The following is a 14,982-nucleotide window of genomic DNA, read 5'->3' as shown; positions in this document are numbered from 1 at the left end:
GAGGGGAGCCTATGACCGCATTCGCCCGGTTGAGCTTGGTCAACCGCAGCCTTGTGATCTTGCTGGCGGTCGTGCTCAGCGCGTTCGGCGCGTTCACGATCCCGCAGTTGAAACAGCAGTTGCTGCCGTCTTTGTCGTTCCCGGGCGCCTTCGTGGTCGCGCCGTATCCGGGTGCCTCGCCGGAGATCGTCGAGGACCAGGTCACGGCGCCGATCGAGGACTCCTTCCAGGGGCTGGCCGGGATGGAGCAGATGACCTCGACCTCGAAGGAGGGCCTGGCGCAGATCCAGGTGGCCTTCGAGTACGGCACCGACATCGAGTCCTCGCTGAACAAGATGCAGCAGGCCATCAGCAGGGTGCCCTTGCCCGACGGCGTGGATCCGCAGGTGGTGGCCGGCAACACTGACGACATCCCGGTGCTGGTGCTGGCGGTGGGCGACGGCGGCGACGAGCGGGCGATGGCCGACAAGCTGCGCCGGATCATGGTGCCGGAGCTGCAGGGCGTGGAAGGCGTACGGGAGGCGTCGATCACGGGCACCCGTGACGAGGTCGTGACGATCGAGCCGGACGCCAAGAAGATGGCGGCGGCGGGTGTGTCGGCGGCGCAGATCCCCGAGGTGCTCAAGGCGAACGGCACGCCGATCCCGGCGGGCTCGCTGACCACGGACGGCAAGTCGCTGACGGTCCAGGTGGGCACGCGGGTCGACTCGGTCGACAAGCTGAAGGACCTGTACCTGACGCCCGCCCAGCCGGCGGCGACCCCGCAGCAGTCCCAGCCGCAGCAGGCGCGCCCGCAGACCGGGCAGCCGGGGCAGGGGCAGTCCGCCCAGGCCCAAGCACAACAGGCCCAAGCACAACAGGCCCAAGCACAACAGGCTCAGGCTCAGGCGCAGCTGGTGCGGCCGAAGCCGCTCAAGCCGGTCAAGCTGGGTGAGGTCGCGGACATCACGCGCGGGCTGGCGGACTCGACGACGATCACCCGTACGGACGGGAAGACGAGCCTGGGCGTGTCGGTGACGATGACGCCCGACGGCAACGCGGTGACGATCTCGCACCAGATCCGGGAGAAGCTGCCGGAGCTGACCAAGGCGCTGGGCGACTCCTCGGACACGCAGGTGTCGGTGGTGTTCGACCAGGCGCCGTACGTGGAGCAGTCGATCGAGAGCCTGACCACCGAGGGCCTGCTGGGCCTGGCGTTCGCGGTGCTGGTGATCCTGGTGTTCCTGCTGTCGGTGCGCTCGACGCTGGTGACGGCGGTGTCGATCCCGCTGTCGGTGGTGATCGCGCTGATCGTGCTGTGGGCGGGTGACTACTCGCTCAACATGCTGACGCTGGGCGCGCTGACGATCGCGGTGGGCCGGGTCGTGGACGACTCGATCGTGGTGCTGGAGAACATCAAGCGGCATCTGGCCTACGGTGAGGCGCGACTACAGGCGATCCTGACGGCGGTGCGCGAGGTGTCGGGCGCGGTGACGGCCTCGACGCTGACGACGGTGGCGGTGTTCGCGCCGATCGCGATGGTGGGCGGCATGGTGGGCGAGCTGTTCAGCCCGTTCGCCATCACGGTGACGGTGGCGCTGCTGGCCTCGCTGGTGGTGTCGCTGACGGTGGTGCCGGTGCTGGCGTACTGGTTCCTGAAGACGCCGGAGCTGACGCCGGAGCAGGCGCGCAAGCAGCGTGAGGAGGCCGAGGCCAAGGAGCTGCGCTCGCCGCTGCAGCGGGCCTATCTGCCGGTGCTGCGGTTCGCGACGCGGTTCAAGCTGGTGACGGTGCTGATCGGGGTGGCGGTGTTCGTCGGCACGATGGGCCTGGCCGGCGGGCTGCAGACGAACTTCCTGGACTCCTCGGGGCAGAACACGCTGTCGTTGTCGCAGCGGATGCCGGTGGGCACGGACCTGGCCACGACCGACAAGGCGGCCAAGCAGGTCGAGGGCGTGCTGTCGGGCATGGACGCGGTGGAGACGTACCAGGTGAACGTGGGCGGTGGCAACGCCATGCAGGGCGGTGCCGTCGGCGGTGGGGCGGACCGGGTCTCGTACTCGGTGACGTTGAAGGACGGCGCCGACACCGCCAAGGCCGAGCAGGAGCTGCGCGACGGGGTCGCGAAGCTGTCGGGGGTCGGAGAGGTCACGGTCGGCGGCGCCGGCGGTGGCGGGTTCGCCTCCGACACGATCGACGTGATCGTGCGGGCGCCCGACATCGAGACGCTGCGTACGGCGACCGACGCGGTCAAGACGGCGATGGGCGAGGTGTCCGGGCTGCGGGACCTGTCGTCGAACCTGGAGACGAGCGCGCCCCGGGTCGAGGTCGTGGTCGACCGGGAGGAGGCCGCGGAGCGGGGCCTGTCGGAGGCGCAGGTGGGCCAGGCGGTGGCACAGGCGTTCCGCGGGGCGCCGCTGGGCCAGATCACGCTGGACGGCCGGGCGAGCGACCTGGTGCTGCGTGGCGCGGACGCGCCGGACGACATCAAGGCGATCGAGGACCTGAAGCTGCCCACGGCCGGTGGGCTGGTGAAGCTGTCGTCGGTGGCGGACGTGCGTGAGGTGGCCGGGCCGACGCAGGTGACCAGGATCGACGGCGAGCGGTCGGCGACGGTGTCGGCCAAGGCGGCCGACGCGGGTGACCTGGGTACGGTGACGCAGGCGCTGACGACGAAGCTGGACTCGGTGACGCTGGCCTCGGGTGCCTCCTACGAGATCGGTGGTGTGTCGGCGGACCAGGCCGACGCGTTCGCCGATCTGGGGCTGGCGATGCTGGCGGCGATCGCGATCGTGTTCCTGATCATGGTGGCGACGTTCCGCAGCTTCATCCAGCCGGTGATCCTGCTGGTGTCGGTGCCGTTCGCGGCGACGGGCGCGGTGGGGCTGCTGGTGGCCACGGACACGGCGCTGGGTGTGCCGGCGTTGATCGGCATGCTGATGCTGATCGGCATCGTGGTGACGAACGCGATCGTGCTGATCGACCTGATCAACCAGTACCGTGAGCAGGGCATGGGTGTGGTGGAGGCGGTGATCGAGGGTGGCCGGCGCAGGTTGCGGCCGATCCTGATGACCGCGGTGGCCACGATCTGCGCGCTGACGCCGATGGCGCTGGGGGTGACCGGGTCCGGCGGGTTCATCTCGCAGCCGCTGGCGATCGTGGTGATCGGTGGTCTGATCTCCTCGACGCTGCTGACGCTGGTGCTGGTGCCGACGCTGTACACGATGGTGGAGCGGGCCAAGGAGCGGATGCGGCGCACGCCGGCCGCGCCGAAGCACGAGGCGAAGGTGCTGACGCCGGCCCAGTGACGTCAGCCCAGTGACGCCGGTGTGGTTTCCCGCGCCGACCCCTCATGCGGCGCGGGAGATCGCGGGCCCGCCCGTACGGACTGCGTGCCGTACGGGCGGGCCCGCGCGTGTGTGTGCGGGGTGGGTCCCGTGTGACGTGCGCCGGCAGGTGTGTGAATACACTTGTCCAACGTGACTTCCAAGCCGCGTATCCCTGATGTCCTGGCCGGCCGGTATGCCTCGGCGGAGCTGACCCGCCTGTGGGCGCCCGAATACAAGATCATCGCTGAGCGGCGGTTGTGGCTGGCGGTGTTGCGGGCGCAGGCCGAGCTGGGGGTCGCGGTGCCCGAGGGGGCGATCGACGACTACGACAAGGTGGTCGGGCAGGTCGATCTGGACTCCATCGCCGCGCGTGAGCGCGTCACCCGGCATGATGTGAAGGCCCGCATCGAGGAGTTCAACGCGCTGGCCGGGCACGAGCAGGTGCACAAGGGCATGACCTCGCGCGACCTGACCGAGAACGTCGAGCAGCTGCAGGTGCGTGACAGCCTGCTGCTGGTGCGTGACCGGGTGGTGGCGCTGTTGTCGCGGCTGGCGGCGCTGGCGACCGAGCACGAGGCGACGGTGATCGCGGGCCGTTCGCACAACGTGGCGGCGCAGGCCACGACGCTGGGCAAGCGGTTCGCGACGGCGGCTGACGAGCTGCTGGTGGCCTACCGGCGGCTGGAGGAGCTGATCGCCCGTTACCCGCTGCGCGGGATCAAGGGCCCGGTGGGCACGGCGCAGGACATGCTCGACCTGCTGGGCGGCGATCGGGCCAAGCTGGCCGCGCTGGAGGAGCGGGTGGCCGCCCACCTGGGCTTCGAGCACCGTTTCAGCAGCGTGGGGCAGGTCTATCCGCGGTCGCTGGACTTCGAGGTGGTCACCGCGCTGGTGCAGCTGGCGGCGGCGCCGTCGTCGCTGGCCAAGACGATCCGGCTGATGGCCGGTCAGGAGCTGGTGACCGAGGGGTTCAAGGAGGGGCAGGTCGGCTCCTCGGCGATGCCGCACAAGATGAACACCCGCTCGTGCGAGCGGGTCAACGGCCTGGCCGTGGTGCTGCGCGGCTACGCCTCGATGGTCGGCGAGCTGGCGGGTGACCAGTGGAACGAGGGCGACGTGTCGTGCTCGGTGGTGCGCCGGGTGGCGTTGCCGGATGCGTTCTTCGCCTTCGACGGGCTGGTGGAGACGATGCTGACGGTGCTGGACGAGTTCGGCGCGTTCCCGGCGGTGATCGCGGCCGAGCTGGGCCGTTACCTGCCGTTCCTGGCGACGACGAAGATGCTGATGGCGGCGGTGCGGGCCGGGGTGGGCCGTGAGCAGGCGCACGAGCTGATCAAGGAGCACGCGGTGGCGGCGGCGCTGGCGATGCGCTCGCGCGGGGCGGCCAACGAGCTGCTGGACCGGCTGGCCGCCGACGAGCGTTTCCCGCTGGACCGGGCGCGGCTGGAGGAGTTGCTGGCCGATCGGGTGTCGTTCACGGGGGCGGCGGCCGATCAGGTGGAGGCGGTCTCGCGGGCGGTGGGCGAGGTCGTGGCGGCGCGTCCGGAGGCGGCCGCGTACCGGCCGGGGTCGATCCTGTGATCAGGGAGCCGCGTTGATCAGGGAGCTGCGTTCGGACCGCGAGGTGCGGGCCGCGTGCGGGGACGACGATCTGGTGGTGTGGGCGGCTCAGGGCCTGCGCGGGGGCGGGCGGGCCTGGGTGCTGGGCGATGCGGTGGTGGCCGGCTGCCCGGGGGTGTCGCGGCGTGATCGGTTGGCCGTGTGGGGCGATGTGTCGTGCGCGGTGGAGCTGGTGCGGCATGCGCTGGGGGAGCTGGGGGCGACGTACCGGCCGCTGGGGGACGTGGGGCTGGTGCGTGAGGTGACGGCGAAGCTGGACGGGCTGGAGGAGGACGGGGAGTTCTCCTGGATGAGCCTGCCCGGCGACGCGCTCGCCCCTGCGCCTGGCGCAGGGGCGGGGGTGGGGTGGCTGGGTGGTGGTGCGGAGCCGGAGGTGGCGGCGTTGCTGGCGGCCGAGGCGCCGCAGTCGTACGCGGTGCCCGGGGAGGCGGGGGTGCGCCGGTGGGCGGGCGTGCGCGTCGGCGGGGTGCTGGCGGCGGTGGCGGCCGACGCGTGGTCGGCGCCGGCGGTGGGGCTGCTGGCCGGGGTGGCCACCCGGGCGAGCTTCCGCGGGCGGGGGCTGGCGGGGCTGGTGTGCGGGTGGCTGTCGTGGGAGCTGGTGGCGGGGCACGGGCGGGCGGCTTTGATGGTGGATGACGGCAACGCGGCGGCGATCGGGGTGTACGAGCGGATCGGCTACCGGCGGCGGCGGTTGCTGGCGTCCTACGTGTCCGGCTGAGCCGGGATGTGGTGAAGGGACGGGCTGGACGCCGCCGAGGGCGGGCGGTGGCCCGGGCCATCGTCACGCTGCCGGTGCATCGGTTCGGCGGTGCCCCCCGGCCGGGCCGGCGCTCATGCGGAGGAGTGCGCCCGTGCCGGGGCGCGGAAAATCGGGTGAGGTTCGGGGTGGGCTGGTGCAGAGTTGACGGGGTGATGTCCGATTTTGTACCAGGTATTGAGTTGTCGCGCGCCTTCTACGGCGAGGCGGTGGCGCCGCTGCTGTCGGGGGTGGCGCATAGTGCGGCGTTGATCGGGCCCGGGTCGGAGGTGCTGGAGTTCGACACGGCCCGGTCCGCCGATCATGACTGGGGGCCGCGGGTGCTGCTGTTCGTGGCGGCGGGGCGGGTGGCCGAGGTGGAGGAGAAGGTGGTGGCGGGGCTGCCGGAGCGGTTCGGCGGGTTCCCGACCGTGTTCGGTTATCACGGGCAGGTGCGTCCCGGGGTGATGGTGACGGAGCTGGGGGCTTGGCTGCGCGGGCAGCTGGGGTTCGACCCGAGGGACGGGGTGTCGCTGCTGGACTGGTTGTCGGCGCCGTGGCAGAGCCTGGCCGAGGTGACGCGCGGGCAGGTGTTCCACGACGGCCTGCCGGACGGGGGCGGTGAGCCGGGGCTGGAGGCGGTCAGGGCGGCGTTGCGGTGGTATCCGCAGGATGTGTGGCGGTACGTGCTGGCGTGTCAGTGGCGGCGGATCGCGCAGGAGGAGCCGTTCCCCGGCCGGTGCGGTGAGGTGGGGGACGAGCTGGGGTCGGCCGTGGTGGGGGCGCGGCTGGCGCGGGAGGTGATGCGGCTGGCGCTGCTGCTGCGGCGGCGCTACCCGCCGTACGCGAAATGGCTGGGCAGCGCGCTGGCGCGGCTGCCCGGGTCGGCGGAGCTGGGGGAGTCGCTGGGCGCCGCGGTGGCGGCGCGTTCGTGGCGGGAGCGGGAGGCGGAGCTGGCCTCGGCGTACGCGCGGCTGGCGGCGCTGCAGAACCGGATCGGGCTGGCCGAGCGGCTGGACGAGCGGGTGCGGGGGTTCTACGACCGGCCGTTCCGGGTGATCGGTGGGGACCGGTTCGCCGAGGCGCTGATGGCGGCGGTGTCGGATCCGGTGATCAGGGGACTGCCGGTGACGGGGTGTGTGGATCAGCTGTCGGATTCGGTGGATCTGCTGGTGGTGCCGGGGCGGGCGCGGGCGGTGACGGCGGCGGTGCTGGGTCTCACCGCGTAGTGATCTACTTTGTAAAGGGCGAGGGTTGAGAGGATTTGTCCTTCGCCCTTTTTCAATCCCTCAAGCAGCCAGGGAAGCCGCGAGGTCCTCGACGCGGATGCGCCATGCGTCGAGGAGGGCCGTGTCGCCGGTGTGGGTGACGATGAGGCGGGGGCCCTGGCCGGTGCCCTCGGTGAGCTCCCAGCGGACGCTGCCGCCGGGGGTGTCGTACTCCAGGAGTTTGGCGGTCTCGGCGCGGGTGACGGGGCCGGGCTGGAGGCCGGGGACGGTGAAGGGGGCCGGTGGCGGGTTGCCGGGGGTGGCGGCGGGGCCGTCGAGGCGGTGCCAGACGTCTTCGGCAGGGCGGGTGAGCTGGCGTTCGACGCGGACGTTGCCGTGGTCGGTGGTGGTGGAGGGCAGGCCGAGGATGGCGATGTAGTCCTCGTGGAGGCGGCGGGAGTCGGCGGGGTCGGGTTCGGCGGGCTGGTGGAGGTGGCGTCCGTCGAGGTGGGCGAGCATGGCTTGGATGCAGGTGTGCCAGCCGGCGGCGAAGCTGGCGGCGCCGTGGCGGTCGGTGAAGGTGTGGGTGAAGGTGAGCAGGGTGCCGGCGCCGTCGGGCTGGAGGTGCCAGCGCAGTTCGTCGTCGCCCCAGGTGTGGGCGAAGGTGTGGGGTGGGTCGTTCTCGGTGATGGTGCCGTCGGGGCCGAAGCCGTAGCTGATGCGGTCGCCGTCGATGGTGACCTCGGCGGGGAACCAGGCGGCGAGGTGTTCGGGTTGGGTGATGGCGCGCCAGACCTTGGCCGGGGGGTGGGGCAGGCGGCGCTGGAGGCGCAGGGTGGTGCGGCCGTCGGGGTGCAGGGTGAGGGTCTCGTTCATGGGGTGTGGTCTTCCATGGTGTCGAGGTGGTGTTCGAGGCGGTCGAGGGTGGTGTTCCAGAGTCTGCGGTAGGGGGTGAGCCAGGCGTCGATCTCGGCGAGGGGTTGGGGGCGGAGTTCGTACCAGCGGCGTTGGGCGTCTTTGCGGACGGTGACGAGTCCGGCTTGGCGTAGGGCGCGCAGGTGTTTGGAGGTGCCCGGTTGGGTGAGGCCGAGGTGGTCGCTGAGTTCGCCGACGAGGTGGGGGCGTTGGAGGAGGAGGTCGAGGATGTGGCGTCGGGTGGGTTCGGCCAACACGTCGAAGGGCATGGCCGGGAATATACCGGACTGGTTATATGCCCGCAACTGCATGTATGGGGGTCAGGGGGTGGCGCGGCGGGCGTTGGCGTGGATGGCCTGGCGGAAGTAGGTGGCCAGGCCGGGGGTGAGGGCGTCGAAGGTGGCGGTGAAGCGGGGGTCTTGGACGTAGAGGTCGCCCAGGCAGGTGTGGATGTCGTGGGGGCAGTCGTAGAACCAGCGGGTGATGTGGCCGCGGTGGCGCTCGGCGAGGTCCATGGCGTGGGCGCCGTCGGCGGGCAGGCCGGCTTTGTAGGCGGCGACGAGGTCGTCGCTGATGGTGGCGGCTTCGGCTTTGAGCTGGAGCCAGTCGGCCTTGGTGTAGCCGGCGACGCGGCGGCGGCTTTCGGCGTAGCGGGGGGTGTTTCCCCAGCGGCGTTCGACCTCGGGGTCGTGGTCTTCGGGGCGGAAGCCGCCGAAGATCTCGAAGCGTTCTTCGGGGGTGAGGGTGATGCCGCTGGTGCGGGCCTGCATGGCGCGCTCGACGGCGGTGATGACCTCGTGCAGGCGCTCGGCCTTGCGGGTGAGGAGCTCGTGCTGGCGGCGCAGGTGGGTGAGGTCGTCGGTGGCGGGCTCGTCGAGGATGACGGCGATCTCTTCGAGGGGGAAGCCGAGCTCGCGGTAGAGGAGGATCTGCTGCAGGCGGGTGAGGTCGGCGTCGGTGTAGCGCCGGTAGCCGGCGGTGGTGCGCTCGCCGGGGGTGAGCAGGCCGATCTCGTCGTAGTGGTGCAGGGTGCGCACGGTGATGCCGGCGAGTCTGGCGACCTGGCCCACGGAGAAGCTCATGGTGACAGCTTGCCGGGTGACGTTGCGTGAGGGTCAAGCCGGGTTGGACTCTCCCCCTGCGGGAGGGCTCATGCTGGTGGGTGTGGACGACGAGGAGCTGTTGCCGATCGGGCAGTTCGCCCGTCTGGGGCGGTTGAGTGTGAAGCAGTTGCGGCACTACGACGAGCTGGGGTTGCTGCGGCCGGCGTATGTGGACGGGGAGACGGGTTACCGCTATTACCGGGCGTCGCAGGCGCGGGTGGCGTTGTCGATCGGGTTGCTGCGGTCGCTGGATGTGCCGCTGGCGGTGGTGGGTGAGGTGCTGTCGGGTGCGCCGGCGGCTCTGGAGGGGGTGCGGGAGTCGCTGGAGGAGGAGCTGGCGCGGCGGCGGCGGACGTTGTCGTGCCTGGAGCGGGTGATGGCGGAGGGGTTGCCGGCGGCGCGGGTGCGGGTGGTGGCGGAGCGGGCGCGGCGGGTGGCGGTGGTGCGGGAGCGGGCGTCGGGGACGGAGGACATCGGGCGGGCGACGTCGCTGGCGGTGAGGCGGTTGCTGGAGGTCGTGACGGCGGGCGGGGTGCCGGGCAGAGCGGCCGGTGGGGCGGCCGGTGGGGCGGCCGGTGGGGCGGCCGGTGGGGCGGCCGGGCCGGTGCGGTTGGTGGGGTTGTTCCCGGTGGATCTGGGTGAGCTCGTGGAGGTGTCGGTCGCCCTGGTGCTGGAGGACGACTGCCGGCCGGGGGGTGGGCTGGAACTGCGGGTGTTGCCGGGCGGGACGTTCGCCTGCGCCACGCATGTGGGGCCTTATGAGCAGATTTCGTTGACCGCGCATGCCGTGCTGGCGTGGTGTGCCGAGCGGCGGCACGTGGTGCGGGGTCCGCTCCGGGAGGTGTACGTGTCGGATCCGGCCGTGACCTCGCCGGAGGAGTTGGTGACCCATCTGATGGTCTGTCTGGAGGAGAGCGATGAGTCCTGAGCTGACGTCGTACGGGCTGGTGACGTGCCTGAGTGTGACGGGAGTGGGGGAGCCTGGCGAGGCCGAGCACATGTCGGCGATCGGGGCGCTGTACGCGGTGGCTTCGGCGATGGGTGGCCCGCAGGGGCCGCTGGAGGGGTTGTGGTGGGTGGAGGAGGAGGGGCCGGCGCTGGAGGTGCCGCGGGAGCGGTGGCGTTGGCATCTGCTGTTGCCGCTGGGCGGCGTGCCGGAGCCGGGAGCGGTGGAGCGGGCGCGGGAGGCGGCGCGGGTGTCGGGAGCGGCGGTCGATCGGGTGCGAGTGTCGTCGTTCACGGAGGGGGAGTGCGTGGAGGTGGTTCACGAGGGACCGTTCAGCGAGGAGCATGTGTCGCTGGCGGTGATGGAGCGGTTCATGGCCGAGCGGGGGCTGGTGGCCAACGGGCCGCACCATGAGGTGTATCTGACGGCGCTGGACGATCCGTGGCCGCGTACGGTGCTGCGGCAGCCGGTACGTCCGGGTACCTAGGTCCGCGAAACAGGTACCCGAACGGGGATTTCTCGCCTTTTCCGGGGTGGCGTGCGGCGGCAGGGTGAAGGGGAAGCGCGATCCGCTGGAAGCGGGGAACGAGGAACGAACACCATGTGCCACCACCAGCCCCCCTGCCCGTCCCCGGACGCGGCCGACCGCGAGGCGGCGCGTCTGGTGGCCTACCACCCCGAGCAGGGGTGGGGGCTGCTGTGCAACGGGGTGGTCTGCTTCGAGGACACGGGCGACCTGCTGCCGGACGGCCGCAGCATCGCGCCGGCGCACCCGCGCCCCGCCGGGCGGGGTCTGCCCGCCCACCGCGGCCAGGCGGGACGGGCCGCGTGAACCGCATGTCGGCGGCGTGGACACTGGCGCCGTGCGAGGTCTCGGTGCCCGTGGCGCGCCGCCTGACGCGCGCCACGCTGCGCGACTGGGGCGTGCCGGACGAGCCGGCCGACCTGCTGGTCAGCGAGCTGGTCACGAACGCGGTCCAGCACGCCGGGGGGCCGGTGCGGCTGCGCCTGTCGGCCGCCGGTGGCGTGCTGCGCTGCGAGGTCGGCGACGGCGGGACGGGGCTGCCCCGCCCGCGGGCGGCCACCCCTGACGACGAGGGGTCGCGGGGGCTGGCGCTGGTGGCGGCGCTGGCCTCGGCCTGGGGCAGCACCCGTACGCGCCGGGGCAAGGTCGTGTGGTTCGAGCTGCCCGCCCCGGTGACCCGGTCGTCACCCCACCGGGACCGCGGTCTCCTCCCCCCGGTACGGCTGGTCGCCGTGCCGGGCTAGCGGCCGGACCCGCCTCTTGCCGGCCGCGATCCCCTGGCGCGGCGGTCCGTCAAGCACGGGCCGCCGCGTCACCATGACATGGTCAAAACTTCCTGTGGCTTCTTGACCAGGGCACCCTTGGGCGGCGGGCGGGACATAACCTGGTGGCGACGAGGGGGTCGCGGCGCCATGGTGACCCGCCGCCCGCGTCGTCGAGAGGCACCATGACAGCGGTGACGACCACAGCCTCCCGGGGCCGCCACAATGGCGGGCTGCCGTCGGAGGTGACGAGTTTCGTCGGACGTCGGCACGAGGTGGCCGAGGTCCGGCGACTGCTGGGCGCCTCCAGGGCGGTGACGCTGACCGGCACGGGGGGCGTGGGCAAGACCCGGCTGGCGGTGCGGGCCGGCCAGGAGGTGCGGCGGGCCTTCCGCGACGGTGTGTGGCTGGTGGAGCTGGCCGCGCTGCGCGATCCGGGCCTGCTGGCCCGGGTGGTGGCCGAGGCGCTGGAGATCCGCACGCGCAGCGCGGCGCCGCCGATGGCGGTGCTGACCGAGCACCTGCGCGGCAGGCAGGCCCTGGTGATCCTCGACAACTGCGAGCATCTGCTGGACGCCTGCGCCGTGCTGGCCGACACCCTCCTGCGGGCCGCGCCTGAGGTGCGCATCCTGGCCACCAGCAGGCAGGCGCTCGGCATCGCCGGTGAGCAGTCCGTGCCGGTGCCGCCGCTGACGCTGCCGGAGTGCGAGACGCGGCGGCCGTCGCTGGAGGCGTTCGCGCAAAGCGAGGCCGTGCGGCTGTTCGCCGAGCGGGCCAGCGCCGCCTTTCCGGGCTTCGCCGTCACCGAGGACAACCGCGACGTCGTCTGCCGTATCGTGCGCCGGCTCGACGGGCTGCCGCTGGCGATCGAGCTGGCCGCCGTCCGGTTGCGCGCCCTGTCGGTCCAGCAGCTGCTGGAGCGGCTCGATGACCGTTTCCGCCTGCTCAGCGCCGGGTCCAGGGCCGTGCTGCCCCGGCACCAGACGCTGCGGGCGCTGATCGACTGGAGTTACGCCCTATGTTCGGAAGAGGAACGGCTGCTGTGGCGGCGCGCGTCGGTGTTCGCCGGGGGGATGGACCTGGAGGCGGCCGAGACGGTCTGCTCGGGGGACGGCATCGCCCGCGAGGACGTCGTCGACCTGGTGATCGGCCTGGTGGACAAGTGCGTGCTGGCGCGGGAAGACCACCAGGACGGCGTACGCTACGCGATGCTGGAGACCCTGCGCGCCTACGGCGCCGAGCAGCTGGAGGCCTGCGGCGAGCGGGAGGCGCTGCGGCGGCGGCATCGCGGTTATTACCGCGACCTGGCGGCGCGGGCGCGGGCGGAGCTGTTCGGGCCGGGGCAGGTGTGGTGGTTCCGGCGGCTGCGGGCCGAGCATGCCAACCTGCGCGCCGCCCTGGAGTCGTGGCCGGCCACGCCGGACGGCTGCGCGGGCGGCCTGAGCATGGCCACCGATCTGCTGTATCACTGGATCACCAGTTATTACCTGGGTGAGGGACGGGGCTGGCTGGAGCGGGGACTGGCCGCCGGCCCCGGCCCGGGCCGGGAGGAGCTGCGGGTACGCGGCCACGCCTTGTGGGCCGCGGCCTGGCTGGCGATCATCCAGGCCGACCTGCCGGCCGCCACGACGATGCTGCGGGAGGGGCACCGGATCGGCGAGCAGCTGCGTGAGGAGCCGATCCTGGCCTACGTGGCGCTGTTTCGCGGCATGGTCGACATGTTCGAGGGCCGTACCGGGGACGCGGTCGGGCATTACCGGGAGGCGCTGGAGCGGCACCGCCGCACGGGTGACGTGGTCGGGCTGGCGCTGGCGCTGATCCGGCTGTCGCTGGCGTATTCGTTCCTGGGGCGGCCGCAGGAGGCCGTCGAGGCGGGGCGGGAGTGCCTGGCGGTGTGCGAGGCGCACGGGGAGGGCTGGCACCGGGCGTACATGATGATGGCGCTGGGCGTGGAGCTGTGGCGGCAGGGGGACCTGGCGGGGGCGACGGAGCTGGAGCGGGAAGGTCTGGCGTTCGACCGGTCGATGGGGGATCTGCTGGGCGTGGGGGTCACGATCGAGGTGCTGGCGTGGATCGCGGCCGCGCAGGGGGATCATCGGCGGGCCGCGCGGCTGCTGGGGGTGCTGCGGGCGGTGTGGGGGGCGCTCGGGGCGCCGCTGTCGGGGTACGGGCATCTGGCCGGCTATCACGAGCAGTGCGAGGCGCGTACGCGTGCGGCGCTGGGGGAGGCGGCCTTCGAGGCGCAGGTGCGGCGCGGGGCCGGGCTGGGCCGGGAGGAGGCGGTGGCGTACGCGCTGCAGGAGGACGTGCGCCGGGAGGAGTCTCCCGATCTGGACGGAAGCAAGGGGGAGCCGGTGCTGACGCGCCGCGAGAGCGAGATCGCCGGGCTCGTGGCGCAGGGGATGACCAACAAGGAGATCGCGGCGTCGCTGGTGATCGCGCAGCGGACCGCCGAGGGGCACATCGAGCACATCCTGGCCAAGCTGGGGTTCAACTCGCGGGCGCAGATCGCGGTGTGGGTGGGGGAGCGGGCCCGCGACGGGGAGCCGCCGGAGCAGGATCCGGGGGACTGAGGGTGGTCCCCGGGCCGGGACCGGGGCAGGACCGTCCCGGCCCGGGGGGTGCTGGGCGGTGGCCCGGAGCCGGCCTGGATGGTGACCGCCGGCCCCGGACACCGGTGGGGGGTCTGGGGTTCTCCATGGGTTCTGTGAGGGGTGTCAGTGCGGTGCGCAGGGGCCGCTGGCGGGCAGCTCGAACCAGGCCACCTGGCCGGCCACGCCCCAGCAGCAGGCCAGGCGTGCCAGCACCGGCTGGTCCGGGTCCGGGCCCGGCTGCGGGCCGCAGCCTTCGACCTCGGCGCGCAGCAGCCCGTCCTCCAGGCCGAGCGCGAGCCTGATGGTGGTGGCGCCGCGGCCGAGGGTGTCGCGGACGAGTTCGCCGACGAGCAGCTGGGCGGTGGAGGCATGCTCGCGCAGCCCCCAGGCCGACAGGCGGGCCGCGGTCATCCGGCGGGCGCTGGGCACCGCCGACGGGCGGGCCGACAACCTCCAGGACACCTCGCGGCCCTGGCGGGCCCATCCGGTGCGGGCGGCCAGGCCACTGACGACGGCCAGGAGCGCGTTCCAGGACGGCAGCCGCAGGGCGGGCCCGTGCGGGGTGTCGTGGTGCCGCTGAGTGGTGGTTCGCACGTCGTTCCTTCCCCCTTCGGGGTTGGCGCCAGGTCTCCAGGATGTGCCGGCCTCCGCGACCAGGGAGAGGGGGTAAATCCCCATATGGGTACCTGTTGAGGGCGTACGTAGTGCCCGGGGCACGCGGCTGGACATGAGCGCCCCCGCGGCCGTCAGCCCGCCCGCGCCAGGGCCAGACCGGTCTCAGCTACGCGACCCAGGGGCGACCGGGAAGACCTTGCCGGCCTCGCCGCGGCGACAAGCGCCACCGCGCGGGCCCGGCCGAAGACGCTGTTCCTCGACACCTGCCACCCGTGGTCGTGCCGCTGCCCGAACACGCGCCTCGGCACCGGCGCCGCTCTCAGGACCGCCCCGACCCCGAGGCCCGGCCGTCGTCAGGGGGCGGCGGCGGGGGTGGAACGGTCGGCGAGCTGGTCCAGCGAGATGCCGAGCACGTCGGCCAGAGCCGCGATCGTGAAGAACGCCGGCGTGGCGATGCGGCCGGTCTCGATCTTGCGCAGCGTCTCGGCGGACATCCCGGCGGCGGCGGCGACCTCGACAATGCTGCGCTCGCCACGGGCCCGGCGCAGCACCAGGCCGAGCTGCTCGCCACGGAGCCGCTCTTCGGGGGTCAGCGGAGGTCGTACCATGCCTTCACTGTATACCCGCGAGGTGAACAGGCGTCGGCGCGG

Annotated in this window: 14 protein-coding genes; 9 read left to right on the top strand and 5 right to left on the bottom strand. The window is 72.6% G+C overall.

What is annotated here, in order from left to right:
* Window positions 1-11 precede the first annotated feature (11 nt).
* From AB0J69_RS48460 to AB0J69_RS48445, 4 genes are all read left to right on the top strand, one after another.
* A complete protein-coding gene (locus AB0J69_RS48460) occupies window positions 12-3,287 on the top strand; it encodes an efflux RND transporter permease subunit (protein WP_364132637.1) in 3,276 nt (1,091 codons plus the stop codon).
* Between the two features lie 171 nt (window positions 3,288-3,458).
* Window positions 3,459-4,889 carry an adenylosuccinate lyase gene (gene purB / locus AB0J69_RS48455; RefSeq protein WP_364132635.1) on the top strand — a complete coding sequence of 477 codons (1,431 nt, stop codon included), beginning with the start codon at window positions 3,459-3,461 and terminating at the stop codon, window positions 4,887-4,889.
* A gap of 13 nt (window positions 4,890-4,902) precedes the next feature.
* The gene (locus AB0J69_RS48450) at window positions 4,903-5,646 is read left to right on the top strand and encodes a GNAT family N-acetyltransferase (RefSeq protein ID WP_364132634.1); all 744 of its coding nucleotides are present in this window, start codon (window positions 4,903-4,905) and stop codon (window positions 5,644-5,646) included.
* Window positions 5,647-5,867: 221 nt separating this feature from the next.
* Entirely contained in the window at window positions 5,868-6,893 is a 1,026-nt protein-coding gene (locus tag AB0J69_RS48445; RefSeq protein WP_364132632.1) for a DUF4037 domain-containing protein, read from the top strand.
* A gap of 60 nt (window positions 6,894-6,953) precedes the next feature.
* Here AB0J69_RS48445 and AB0J69_RS48440 read toward each other — a convergent pair whose 3' ends face one another.
* From AB0J69_RS48440 to AB0J69_RS48430, 3 genes are read right to left on the bottom strand one after another with little or no spacing between them, the layout of a single operon-like run.
* Complete coding sequence (locus tag AB0J69_RS48440; protein ID WP_364132631.1) at window positions 6,954-7,748, bottom strand: SRPBCC domain-containing protein; 795 nt, start codon at window positions 7,746-7,748, stop codon at window positions 6,954-6,956.
* Window positions 7,745-8,056, bottom strand: a complete 312-nt coding sequence (locus tag AB0J69_RS48435; protein ID WP_364132629.1) for a metalloregulator ArsR/SmtB family transcription factor — start codon at window positions 8,054-8,056, stop codon at window positions 7,745-7,747. Before AB0J69_RS48435 ends, AB0J69_RS48440 begins: the two co-directional genes overlap by 4 nt.
* A 51-nt stretch (window positions 8,057-8,107) precedes the next feature.
* A complete protein-coding gene (locus AB0J69_RS48430) occupies window positions 8,108-8,869 on the bottom strand; it encodes a MerR family transcriptional regulator (protein WP_364132628.1) in 762 nt (253 codons plus the stop codon).
* A gap of 70 nt (window positions 8,870-8,939) precedes the next feature.
* Between AB0J69_RS48430 and AB0J69_RS48425 the strand changes: the two genes are divergently transcribed.
* The 5 genes from AB0J69_RS48425 (at window position 8,940) to AB0J69_RS48405 (ending at window position 13,696) form a co-directional block, all read left to right on the top strand.
* Entirely contained in the window at window positions 8,940-9,818 is an 879-nt protein-coding gene (locus AB0J69_RS48425; RefSeq protein ID WP_364132626.1) for a GyrI-like domain-containing protein, read from the top strand.
* The gene (locus tag AB0J69_RS48420; protein WP_364132624.1) at window positions 9,808-10,323 is read left to right on the top strand and encodes a hypothetical protein; all 516 of its coding nucleotides are present in this window, start codon (window positions 9,808-9,810) and stop codon (window positions 10,321-10,323) included. Before AB0J69_RS48425 ends, AB0J69_RS48420 begins: the two co-directional genes overlap by 11 nt.
* A 114-nt stretch (window positions 10,324-10,437) precedes the next feature.
* Entirely contained in the window at window positions 10,438-10,668 is a 231-nt protein-coding gene (locus AB0J69_RS48415) for a DUF5999 family protein (RefSeq protein WP_364132623.1), read from the top strand.
* 5 nt (window positions 10,669-10,673) lie between these two features.
* Complete coding sequence (locus AB0J69_RS48410) at window positions 10,674-11,105, top strand: ATP-binding protein (protein WP_364132661.1); 432 nt, start codon at window positions 10,674-10,676, stop codon at window positions 11,103-11,105.
* A gap of 212 nt (window positions 11,106-11,317) precedes the next feature.
* Entirely contained in the window at window positions 11,318-13,696 is a 2,379-nt protein-coding gene (locus tag AB0J69_RS48405; RefSeq protein ID WP_364132621.1) for a LuxR C-terminal-related transcriptional regulator, read from the top strand.
* A gap of 144 nt (window positions 13,697-13,840) precedes the next feature.
* On the opposite strand, the gene AB0J69_RS48400 is transcribed toward AB0J69_RS48405, so the two are convergent.
* Window positions 13,841-14,311: a hypothetical protein gene (locus AB0J69_RS48400; RefSeq protein WP_364132620.1), complete on the bottom strand. Its 471-nt coding sequence runs from the start codon at window positions 14,309-14,311 to the stop codon at window positions 13,841-13,843.
* Window positions 14,312-14,685: 374 nt separating this feature from the next.
* Window positions 14,686-14,940 (bottom strand): helix-turn-helix transcriptional regulator, encoded by a 255-nt coding sequence (locus AB0J69_RS48395; RefSeq protein WP_364132619.1) that lies wholly within the window; start codon window positions 14,938-14,940, stop codon window positions 14,686-14,688.
* Between the last annotated feature and the right edge of the window lie 42 nt (window positions 14,941-14,982).

It is taken from the genome of Nonomuraea sp. NPDC049709, assembly GCF_040674815.1.
Classification (GTDB): domain Bacteria; phylum Actinomycetota; class Actinomycetes; order Streptosporangiales; family Streptosporangiaceae; genus Nonomuraea.
This window is presented reverse-complemented; position numbering and strand designations above follow the sequence as displayed.

What these genes read in the sequence shown, in the direction of transcription:
- AB0J69_RS48460 (WP_364132637.1), top strand. Translation starts at nt 12, where the DNA reads ATGACCGCATTCGCCCGGTTGAGCTTGGTCAACCGCAGCCTTGTGATC.
- AB0J69_RS48440 (WP_364132631.1), bottom strand. Translation starts at nt 7,748, where the DNA reads ATGAACGAGACCCTCACCCTGCACCCCGACGGCCGCACCACCCTGCGC.
- AB0J69_RS48435 (WP_364132629.1), bottom strand. Translation starts at nt 8,056, where the DNA reads ATGCCCTTCGACGTGTTGGCCGAACCCACCCGACGCCACATCCTCGAC.
- AB0J69_RS48430 (WP_364132628.1), bottom strand. Translation starts at nt 8,869, where the DNA reads ATGAGCTTCTCCGTGGGCCAGGTCGCCAGACTCGCCGGCATCACCGTG.
- AB0J69_RS48425 (WP_364132626.1), top strand. Translation starts at nt 8,940, where the DNA reads ATGCTGGTGGGTGTGGACGACGAGGAGCTGTTGCCGATCGGGCAGTTC.
- AB0J69_RS48420 (WP_364132624.1), top strand. Translation starts at nt 9,808, where the DNA reads ATGAGTCCTGAGCTGACGTCGTACGGGCTGGTGACGTGCCTGAGTGTG.
- AB0J69_RS48415 (WP_364132623.1), top strand. Translation starts at nt 10,438, where the DNA reads ATGTGCCACCACCAGCCCCCCTGCCCGTCCCCGGACGCGGCCGACCGC.
- AB0J69_RS48410 (WP_364132661.1), top strand. Translation starts at nt 10,674, where the DNA reads ATGTCGGCGGCGTGGACACTGGCGCCGTGCGAGGTCTCGGTGCCCGTG.
- AB0J69_RS48395 (WP_364132619.1), bottom strand. Translation starts at nt 14,940, where the DNA reads ATGGTACGACCTCCGCTGACCCCCGAAGAGCGGCTCCGTGGCGAGCAG.